This window comes from Caballeronia sordidicola, from assembly GCF_002220365.1.
In the GTDB taxonomy this organism is placed as follows: Bacteria; Pseudomonadota; Gammaproteobacteria; order Burkholderiales; family Burkholderiaceae; genus Caballeronia; species Caballeronia sordidicola_C.
Genome location: NZ_MTHB01000037.1, coordinates 1 through 9,977, shown reverse-complemented (window position 1 = coordinate 9,977; position 9,977 = coordinate 1). Strand labels below are relative to the sequence as shown.

General features: G+C 55.3%; 9 protein-coding genes and 2 pseudogenes. 4 read left to right on the top strand and 7 right to left on the bottom strand.

What is annotated here, in order from left to right:
- Positions 1-326, top strand: a 326-nt coding sequence (locus tag BSU04_RS06260; protein ID WP_089159792.1) for a transposase, incomplete at its 5' end; no start/stop codon positions are given.
- Here the strand turns inward: BSU04_RS06260 and BSU04_RS45230 are convergent.
- The 4 genes from BSU04_RS45230 to BSU04_RS48490 form a co-directional block, all read right to left on the bottom strand.
- A complete protein-coding gene (locus BSU04_RS45230; protein ID WP_144021135.1) occupies positions 293-646 on the bottom strand; it encodes a hypothetical protein in 354 nt (117 codons plus the stop codon). The two genes, BSU04_RS06260 and BSU04_RS45230, sit on opposite strands and share 34 nt — an antisense overlap.
- 1,130 nt (positions 647-1,776) lie before the next feature.
- Entirely contained in the window at positions 1,777-2,751 is a 975-nt protein-coding gene (locus BSU04_RS06255) for a hypothetical protein (RefSeq protein WP_089159791.1), read from the bottom strand.
- 1,078 nt (positions 2,752-3,829) lie between these two features.
- Entirely contained in the window at positions 3,830-4,843 is a 1,014-nt protein-coding gene (locus BSU04_RS06250; protein ID WP_306427172.1) for an RNA-guided endonuclease InsQ/TnpB family protein, read from the bottom strand.
- A gap of 4 nt (positions 4,844-4,847) precedes the next feature.
- On the bottom strand, positions 4,848-4,970 hold the full coding sequence (locus BSU04_RS48490; protein ID WP_306427173.1) for a helix-turn-helix domain-containing protein: 123 nt from the start codon (positions 4,968-4,970) through the stop codon (positions 4,848-4,850).
- 107 nt (positions 4,971-5,077) lie between these two features.
- Here BSU04_RS48490 and tnpA point away from each other — a divergent pair.
- A pseudogene (tnpA, locus tag BSU04_RS06245) lies at positions 5,078-5,483 on the top strand (IS200/IS605 family transposase).
- A gap of 309 nt (positions 5,484-5,792) precedes the next feature.
- Here tnpA and BSU04_RS06240 read toward each other — a convergent pair.
- The 3 genes from BSU04_RS06240 to BSU04_RS06235 all read right to left on the bottom strand — a co-directional run bounded on the left by BSU04_RS06240 (position 5,793) and on the right by BSU04_RS06235 (position 7,613).
- On the bottom strand, positions 5,793-6,047 hold the full coding sequence (locus BSU04_RS06240; RefSeq protein WP_089159790.1) for a hypothetical protein: 255 nt from the start codon (positions 6,045-6,047) through the stop codon (positions 5,793-5,795).
- Positions 6,048-6,183: 136 nt separating this feature from the next.
- Positions 6,184-6,348 carry a hypothetical protein gene (locus BSU04_RS46255; protein ID WP_179258220.1) on the bottom strand — a complete coding sequence of 55 codons (165 nt, stop codon included), beginning with the start codon at positions 6,346-6,348 and terminating at the stop codon, positions 6,184-6,186.
- A 965-nt stretch (positions 6,349-7,313) separates the two neighbouring features.
- On the bottom strand, positions 7,314-7,613 hold the full coding sequence (locus BSU04_RS06235) for a hypothetical protein (protein ID WP_089159789.1): 300 nt from the start codon (positions 7,611-7,613) through the stop codon (positions 7,314-7,316).
- Between the two features lie 33 nt (positions 7,614-7,646).
- Here BSU04_RS06235 and BSU04_RS06230 point away from each other — a divergent pair, with 33 nt between their 5' ends.
- Complete coding sequence (locus BSU04_RS06230) at positions 7,647-7,862, top strand: hypothetical protein (protein WP_144021134.1); 216 nt, start codon at positions 7,647-7,649, stop codon at positions 7,860-7,862.
- A gap of 1,921 nt (positions 7,863-9,783) precedes the next feature.
- A pseudogene (locus BSU04_RS47010) lies at positions 9,784-9,977 on the top strand (ISL3 family transposase); the annotation flags it as partial.

The window sequence follows — 9,977 nt, the reverse complement described above, 5'->3', positions numbered from 1 at the left end:
CCATCAAGCGTCCCGACGTCATCCGGTTTCTTGATCAAGTCGCGCAGGAAGGCGCGCCCGGCCTGATGACTGTGGTGGTGCTCGATAACGCCTCGATTCATCACAACATCGATCAGCAAACCATCGACCGCTGGTTTCTCGACCATCGGATGGTGCTCTTCTATCTGCCGCCGTACAGTCCCGAGCTGAACTTGATCGAAATCGTCTGGAAACACGCCAAGTATCACTGGCGGCGCTTCGTCACCTGGACGAAGGAAACCATCGATACAGAGATCGCCAAGCTGCTCGGCGGCTATGGCTCGGAATTTGAAATCCGTTTTTCCTGAACACTTAGCTTGTTTTCTACCGTCCCTGGGCTTTGCTTCTTTTTGTTCACCCAGAGGTTCACCAAGTGACGGATGTGTTTCTCCGAAAGATTCCACGGCGTCTCAAGCGCAAAACCATCGGCCCGAAGCTCTTTAAAACCAGCGATCAAGCTTACGACGCGGCGCTCCTGTGTCTTTATTGAAATGGAATTTTCAGTTACGCGCGTTTTGCTATGCGCACGGAAAATATTCTTTTCGAAAAGCTTCTGGAGTTCTTCTCTTAACCGCTTTGGAAGGTTCGAGGTGTCTAGTGCACGCGAAAAACTCAAAATGACTTTCATGGATTGGCCGATTTTAAAAGGCGACGTCGTCCCTATCAAGATGACGCCACGGATTGGTGACTAACAGCGCTTGCATTGCTGGACCTTCGCGATAGTTTCTTTTGATCCAACCCGCGCCCGGGGATTAATGCGCTCCGATGGTCCTCGCCCCAATCGCACGGACGCGGGTACCCAATCACTGCGCTCAAGCAGCGACTAGTCAATTCTTCTTGCGCGATTTTTTGTTCGGCTGCGCCAGCCGGTCGATATGAACTTGAAAGCTGCACACTGACGTGCAAACCGTCGCTCGAACGTGTTCAAGCGGATTCATCACAGTCGTCTTGGATTGCTATTCTTGGATTTGGACTCTAGCCTTGGATTGCGACTCTTTTACTCCGCCCACCGACGTTGTGAGTACGCGCTGGAAAAAACAAGACCTCGGCGATCTTGTCCGCTCCGACACGCTCTCAGTAGAAGGCGGTTTGCGAAACCAACTGCAAAGCAAATAGCCACCAGTTGTCCGCGGCACTCAGTTTCCGCATTCAGATAAATGAACAGCCCGATCCACATAGCAGCCTGCGAGGCTATGGCACGACCGAAAATGCGAAAGATGAGATGATCGCGTTGCCCAGATCAATGCCGTCATCGCTGCAATAAGCGAACGTGCTTTGCCGGTACTCTCACACTGTCCGGGCGCCCAATCGACGTGTCGTACAGCACTCACGGAAATTACTTGCCCTGTGGCCAGTGATATTGACGAGCTGGTGCCGATTCGCGACACAAGGGCGGCAGATTGTTGCAGCAAATGGATTTTGCAAAAGAAGGTAGAGTGATACAACCTCGCGATACGATGGCGCAAAGATAAATTTTTTATGAAACGCGCTATCCGAATAGCGCGACAAAAGATATGCACAACTCTTACACTTTTAACCAAGATAGCCTCAGCGAAAATGACGGAAACCTTATGCGCTTTAAAAGCGATCACCCGCATATTCAGGTTCAGAGGTTTCGAAAAACTTGATTGAACGTTTGATGCAAAATGCTTAGCAGGGCCGCAGCACTCGTCTTAATTCTCATGCGTCTTATTCTCATGCATCTTGCTAATGGCGCGCAGTCCCCTTCGCACCAACACTTAAGCGTTCTTGAATTCCTCATCGATGCAGTGATCGGTCTACACTTCTTTGACTCAGCGGTAAGCTCAAGGTCACGCGTTCAATAAACCGCAGCATCGTTGCGCGACGTGCGTCCCGGTTGAGTGTCCGCTCGTCATGGTCTATAAAAAGATCACCGGTTTGCTCCGGCGACCGAGACGGATTGGCCATACGCTCTGCGTAAGCCGTGCTCAGAGCGCCAATCGGTACGCCATCCAACGAAGCGCCCCATATCGTGCGCGATAGACCTAGAGAGCGCAATACGTCGTAGTAGTGGCAATACCACGTCTTTAATGTCCAGGGCGCGGGAAACATGACGCCAGTTGTCGGACTGGACAAGCGGAGCGCGCGCAGCATCAGGTCCCACTTCCAGCGCTGGTCAAGCGTAATTACGCGTGCCCTCCCGCTTTTTTGTGTTCCATCTGGGATATGCAATTGTCCTGACAAACGCAGGAATTCCAGTGGCCGAAAAAGCATACTGCTTTCGTCTTGCAAGTGGAACGCGCATTGCAGTTCGACCTGAATGGCCACCCAACGGTCGTGCTCGGCCAATCGTGTCAATGGCGCAAGGACATCACGGGCGTCGATATACAAGTCCTCTCGGATTCTCCCATTTCGCCGCGCGTCGCGGCGGCCGTGCCCACCTGGCTCTCTGATGCAACCTTCGATGGTCGCGAGAAGCGCAGGTTTGCGCATATTCTTGGCGAGATCGCGCCAGTGATTAAGCTTGCTCAGCACAACAGTTGGACCCTGCCGGCTCTTATCCACCCAGAGATGCATGAGATAACGGATATGTGTTTCGCGCACAGACCAGGGCGAGCTCAATGCATGGCCCGCGGCAGCAAGTTCGTTGAACCCGTCGATCAACGTCTGTATTGCCGTTTCGGATGGATTGTCCGACTCCTTGCATAGGAGTATCTCGGGTTTTTCGCGTGCGTGCCCGCTTAACTTCATCAGCGCTTCCAGATCCTCCACTAGATGCTCGAGTAAGGGCGCCGGTGCGCCCGCATTGTGATATGGAGACTTCGGATTTTGAGACATAGGTTTCCAACGAAGAAAGGGGTTTAAATCTTGGTCGCCCTGTCGAGGCGCCGTGTTCGTTGTTTGCTGTTCGGCCACAAGCAGGCAACACTGTCCCCTTGCGGCGGCGCCAAGAGCACAAGTGACGACTTGATGAGTGTGTGCCAAAGCGCCTGCGCCGCATGTTGCCAAAGCGGGCCGCGCCTGGACCCCATATGGAGCAATCTCGTGCACCCTGCGGATCGCGCAAACAGTGCGGTCTTGGTCGTACGCATTTTCACTTTATGGTCCTCGGGTAAGGTAAGCCGTCGTGCCGATCGAAACGACGGAGTGGTTGGATGGAACTGCTCGCTTGCATTCCGGAACTTTAGAGATAACTGTTTGATCTACCAGATGCAGGGAAGCGGCTGCACTCCGATAGTCCCAGGTCACATCGTGACTTGGGCTACTCAACCGACGCACGACGCGCGGCAACTGAGCAATTCTTTTTGCGCGTTTTGGGTTCGGCTGCGCGTGCCGATCGATAGATTTTCGGAAACCCGTACGTTAGACGTACATGTGGTTTCCCGCCCCTGACAGGCCGGTGCATCGTTGCCGCAGTGTGTCGGGCAGCTTGCACCGCGCCCAGCGACTAGGCTGAAGGGGCGAGGTGAATGCTCGGGGACGCGGCGAGTCCGGTCGCGCGTTCCTTAATTATCACTGGGTGTCATAGGCACGACGATCCAGCGAGGTTGCTGTGCGCGAGATGCTCGGTACTGAGGCACTCGCGAGTCAAGCATTGAATGAACGTCGACGACGTCTGCAAATAAGATGGCTTTCTTCGAAAGCGTTTTTAGACGAGTTGGGGCCATAAGGCTCAGGTCGATGCGTCGATGGCGCGGGGTATGAGAGGATCGTAACGCTGCGCGCAACCCTAATAAGTTGGAATGCTCGCTAATTTGCTATGTCTTTCGCCCTGAGACTGCGACTGCGGTAGCGACTCGGAGAGTTTTGACGTCCTCCCCGCCGTGAACGACGGGGATTTCTACTGCGCTTAGGCCGGAATGGCCTGAGTCACTTCGGTGGGTTCCTGCTTCGACGGGCGGCCTGACTGCGCCATCCCTCCACAGGCAAACAAGCGCTGTCCGCGCTCTAAAACATTGATCGCGCCGACGTGATCGGCATTGTTCGAATACCCGCAAAGCACGCAGGCAAACAGCGCCTGGGTCTTGCGGTTTTCCTTCGATACGTGGCCATAGGACGAGCTCATCTGACGTGTGTAGGCCGCAGGCACTGCGACCAGATAGCCGCCGCGCCATGCCATCTTGTACTCGAACTGGCGCCGGAATTCGAACCAGCCCTGCTCCAAGGTGGCCTTGTAGCGCCCGCGCTTCTGAGCCACTTTCGTACCGGGCGCGTCTGCGGTGCCGGCGGCCGACTTGCTCATGTTGAGCACCTGCAGATCCTCGATACATACCATCGCGCGGTTTTTGCTGATCGTCGTAAAGGCTTGGTGCAGGAAGTCACCGCGAGCGTTCGCGATGCGCGCGTGAATACGCTGGACTCGGGCTTTCGCCCTCTTCCAGCTGTTGCTAAATGTCGTCTTGCTCGACATGCGCCGCTGGTATTTCGCGAGGCGCTGCTCGTGCTTTTTGAAGCTCGCCAGCGGCGCGATGAACGTGCCCTCGCTCATAGTGGCGAAGCGGGTAATGCCGACGTCCACACCGACAGCAGGACCATGCGGGACCGGCTGATCGACCTCGCGCTTCGTCAGGATCGGCACGAACCACTTGCCACACTTGCTCGACACCGTGACGTTGCGGACCTCGCCGAGCACCGTACGGCTGTCGCGGTAGCGCAGCCAGCCGAGTTTAGGCAGGCTGATACGGCCATTCTCGCGGACCACCTTGATTTGCTTCTGGTCGGGGTAACGGAAGCTATCGGCCGACTTACCCTTGCGCTTGAACTGCGGGATGTCCGTGCGCTTGGCGAAGAAGTTTTGAAACGCACGGTCGAAGTCAGGAATGGCCTCGTCTACCGAATGGCGCGGTGCATCGGAAAGCCACAACGTGTCAAGGCTGTTGCGCCATCCGGTGAAAACACTTTTTCATCGCGAACTTGACAATGAACTTTTCGCTAGCGGCATGATTCTCCTTCTGCAACGCCAATGCCCTGTTGTAGACGAAGCGGCACACGCCGGCAAAGCGGCGTATATCGCGCACTTAGTCGCCGGTCGGCATAACTTCGAACTTGTAGGCTTGTAGACGTTCCATGCGGCGAAGCATGCGCTTGGCCTACGCCCATTGACAACGAACTTCGACACGAACGCCACTGCATTTTCTTAACGCATGCTCACTTGGTCTTTGTCACCAAGTACAGACGCGGGGTATTCACGAAAGAAATACTGGACGACATGCGCACGGTGTTCGCTGGCGTGTGCGCCGACTTCGAAGCGGAACGGGTTGAGTTCGACGGCTAAAACGACCACGTACACCTGTTGGTGAACTACCAGCCAAAGGTCGCCGTGTCAGCGCTCGTGAACGGCCCGAAGGACGTTTCGAGCCGCATGATCCGGAAAAAAACCACCCCAGCATCCGCCGCAAGCTATGGGGCGGTGCGCTATGGTCGCCTATTTCGCGGGCAGTTATGGGGGAGCGCCCATTGCAATCATGCGTCAGTACATAGAGCAGCAGCGGACGCCGCACTAGGACCGCAAAAAGACGGCTGCGGCGTCCGCACTATCCTTCCTCCCCCTGAAAGAGCGTTGTCGTGTCCTTGCTAAAATTGGATCACCACGAGCCGTCCAGCAACTGCTGCGGGACCCGTGGCAATGGTGGAGCAAATGCAAATCTCAAGGTGCTTCGAATGGCATCACGGGATGACATATTTCCTCATCGGCAACCTCGGCGTGGACCCTCAAACGCGGTATCGCTCGCACCACGTTTCATCGTACTCCAAGTGGACATGGCGAAAAAATTAGCTTGAGCGGGTTTTTTTTCCAGAAATTTCAACGTATTTCATCGCAGGAAAATCAAGTAAAAGCGCACGAAGGAAAGTAGGGCCCACATGAAGATGAAGATCAACGTCCACACCCCCCAAGCCCAGAAAAAGATCACAAGCGTGATGCCGGCGATCCATGGGCCAAGCGCTGTATAGCCGAAGTACCTCATGTCGACGTACCACAGAAGATAAAAGACGAGGCCGACGATAAAGCGGCGAAGCTTCGGGTGCAAATGCATGAAGCCCTTGATAAGCGGACATGATGTGTTCATGGCTTCCTCCTATATCTCGCGGCCAGAGCACGGCAGAAGAGCGTTGCGAATTCCCATGCTGCAGTGGCGGTGCCGATTAAAAGCCAGAACCGTACGGCGCGACTTCAGTCTAGATGTACTACAGTGTTGATGAGGTTCATGTGCGTTCCTTTTTGAGGGCTTGCATAGCTGCGCCGTCATCGGCCAGCGAAGCCACAACCCATGATCGCAGGTCCATATCAAAGTCAAGCATGCCTAAAGTTCGACTTTCAAAATCCTGCTTGACCTTCGTAAATACGGCAACCGACAAAATATCGCTCACCGAGCAATTCGACACGTGGCCGTTGTCGTGCGCTAACTAACTACGGGCAGCATCAACATTGCCGTTTTTGCCAATACAGCTGATGCCGTTTTACTCGACCCGCGCGTAACGCGTACAGCAGAAGCGTCATCGTGTCTGGCCTTTGCATCGCGCTTATAGCGCAGCGCGCTGCGGAAGGTAACTATTTATGGGTCGTCACGGCCCGAGCCAACCGAGAGAAGCGTGTAGCGCCGTTATACGAGACCTTTGAATTGGAAGCAACTCGAACAAACTTTCAATAAGAGCGACCCTTCTGCGCCAATAAGCTATATCCAGCCCGTGTATCGGCGTGTATGTGTCTGGCCACGCCATAAGCCGCACGACCTTTTCGAGATGATCTAGCTCCGTGTCTGCAAGCCGCGACGGACGCGCTTTCGCCCTGCTCGCCCCCGCTCGTAGTTGCCTTGAATTTTTCATTCGCAACACCCGGCGGAACCGAGTTTGGCGTGCGCGGGACAGGTCAGGCGCGTAGATTCGATGCGATCGAAGGCGAGCGCGATGATAAGCGCGACTTTCCCGCGATAGGCGCATATCGCGCGCGCGGCGCTCACCCGGCACGCATGAGAGGGGGCAATGGGGCGGGAAACCCGGCAAAGATAAAAAGATTGGAACATGTCGAAGTAGGCTCAGATGTGATAACCCAGCTTCTCAGTTCCAAAACGAAGTCAAGCATGACGAAGGATTGATCGCTCTTCTTCGGGAGTTTTTTCTTGAGGCGAAACCTCGTTGGGATGGATATCGGCACGTGGCACCGCCATGCGACAAGCGATCGCCGAGTTCAACACACGATCAAGCCAATGTTTGTCGCAAGGAGCGGGGTCGTCACTCTCTTCAAGCACGTGCCACTGGACCACGCGTAACGGTCGCTCGGGACGATTCGCGCCCCGGGCACGGTGGGCTGGGTCGGCCAATTCGAGTAGCTGATGTCATGAAAGCCAAAGAATGCCGGAGCTGTCTAAACAAAAAAACGCAAACCCATGGTATGAGCCTGGAAGGCTGTAGTTAAATCCGACCCGCAGCATTGTCCGTAAGCGGTCGGTTAGGTCCTCGCCGACGAGCGCCGCAAAGCATATGCCGCATGCAGCAAACCGTGCGGCCTGTAGTTCGATTTCCTCCTGCTCCGCAATCGAGCGCAGTGACGCTTGGACGACGATGGTGAAGCGTGTGGCACGTGCGGTCCAGCTGCCGCCGAGGAAAACGTCGATCGCTTCGCGTAGCTTGGCCACGCCGAAGGTGCGGTGGCGCTTGGCCTGAAGACAATGATCGCGACCATCTGCCTGGCGCGCGAAAATGTCGCTCCCCTCCTGTGCGTCGCCTTGGCGCCCGTAGCGCGCGCAATGATCGACCTCGCCATCGAGCGCGGTCAGCCGACGGCAGAGATGCTCAAAATTCTCTCAGCCCAATTCATCGAACGGCAGCAACTGAACGCGCGTGTGGACGGGAAGTACGGACGGCACCGCGTCGGGCGGGCTTAGTACGGCAAGCGGGGTAGAGGCGGAGGGCGTATTGGGCATCGCGATATTTTGGCATCGCGGCGCGTGCCTCGCTATGACTAACCGCGTCGACGTGGGGCCGAGCGGACCAGCGTCGTTCGTCGGAAAATCAGTGCCGCGATGCGCAGACCTCAAGTCAGTCGCGGCCAACCCGATCAGCGTTATTGCGCCGCCGAGGACTTGCGATTGTGGCCGCACTGAGACCCATGGCCGTGCGATGGCGATCGGCGCGCGTGCGCTCTATGCAAGGGGCATGAGACGACCCACAACCACCCTTCGTCTTCAGTGAAAGCGGCCACGATCGCAATGCAAATTTTCAGGCATCGCGCATCACAACATTCACAACGGGCACATTCTCCAAGTCTCCTTTAGCGCTGGATTTTTATCACCTACGCTTACTATCTGTCAGTGAATAAAACAACCACACTGAAACGAAATAAGGAGCGGAAATTGTTCGCCGTCTGACGGTCAGTTTCTGGCCGGTTTGCGTCTGATCAGGTCAGTTAATTGTCGCTACTCACGGCCGCAACGCTTGCTGACCGGACGGGTTGCCGATCGAGAAAAGCTACAAACCAAGTGACAGTGAAAAGTGGCGGCATCTTAATGGCACGCTATCAACTATTCTGTAGCGGCGTGCATGTTTCGGAAGGGCTGGCGCAACTTAGGCTTGGCGCTGGGCCGTAGACCTTATCCTCGGTCCGGGGAAACTTCCGGCAACAACACCGTTTGAGCGGTAAGTCGGGATGTTCTTTGTGTAAGAAAAACGTATGGATGCAACTCCGAAAAGACAAAAGTTCCGTGTTGCGTCCATGCAAAAAACGTAACATATTCAACAGGTTGATTCGAAACACACCGTTTTTTTGCCTTCGGCATGCCAAAACGCAGTCATCCGTGGTTTCTAAGCTTTTTTCATGGTGGCTCGCGCATCGTTTGACCGGCGGGCTCGGCGGCAAACGTGAGATTGGAATGGCTATCGTGACAGCCAGTCGAACATTGGATTGGTCAGCAAGTGATAAGACAAGATGACCCCAACGGCGACAAGTAGGGCAAGTTGTGAAGCGAGGTCATGCCTATAGCGAAAGACTGTGCGAATGTATTCGATGGGAGACATTTTGGGGCCTTGGTTCGGTGTTGACTGCGCAAAGAGATAAACAGATCCATTGTGCCAAGTCCTTGCGCATGTCAAGACGCTTTACCAGCGGCTGCGATCAGGTAGATCGTCGACGGCAGAGGCAATACGGTCTTCGAAGTCTCGAGCCCACGGACCAAACTGCTTTCTTTGGTCACTGTCGCTTCAAACTCGCCCGGCCGATGGCATGCAATGGAAAAATAAGATCGAAAACCGCAATATGGCAAATGCATAACACATGTTGAGCGGTTATGGCGCTGCAAAGCTATGCGTTTTCAGTGAGCTTTACGGCTTTTACCCTTTGGCATGCCAACATCGAAAGTCATCGGCTCAACCCGCCAGTAAGCTGCGGGTAAGCTTAGAGGCAAGATAGACACCCCCGTTTTGTCCGGTACATTCGCGCTCCACTGCTCCACGAGCCAATCGCCTGCACGACGTTCTGCTGCTAGTTGCGTAGTATCGACGCCCAGCGCGCCGGCCCAAGGACGTTTTGAGTGGAACTTGACATCAAGTACCATAATGGCCTCCGCTGTTTCCCATCAGATTCTTCGTAAGCCGATGGCCGACGTCGAGCCGATGCATTGAGGCCCGGAACAGGGTCAAGGGGGGGCTGCGCGCAGCGCAGGCCGGCGAAGCGAAACCTTGACGCTGTGCAGGGCCAATACGCTCGGACATGGCTGTGGGCAGGGCATGGTGTGCCCACGGCCATGTCGACGCGTTGCGAAGAAGTGATGGTAGGCAGTAGTCGCCCTTATCTGAATCGAGGAATCGTCTGTGAGTGTTGCCGTTGAAGCCCTGTTTACTTCCGCGTTGGGTCTGCAAGCTCCGTGGATGGTATCCAGAGTTGAGCTCGATACAACCAAGCGCCGGATCGATTTCGAAGTGTCCTGCGACGCGAAAAAGTTACCGTGTCCAGCGTGCGGGGTGAACGGACAAGGCATCCATGATCGGGTCAGACGTGACTGGCG

Excerpts from the sequence above, each read along its gene's own strand:
- BSU04_RS06240 (WP_089159790.1), bottom strand. The coding sequence starts at position 6,047 with ATGAACACATCATGTCCGCTTATCAAGGGCTTCATGCATTTGCACCCG.
- BSU04_RS45230 (WP_144021135.1), bottom strand. The coding sequence starts at position 646 with ATGAAAGTCATTTTGAGTTTTTCGCGTGCACTAGACACCTCGAACCTT.
- BSU04_RS06230 (WP_144021134.1), top strand. The coding sequence starts at position 7,647 with ATGATCGCGACCATCTGCCTGGCGCGCGAAAATGTCGCTCCCCTCCTG.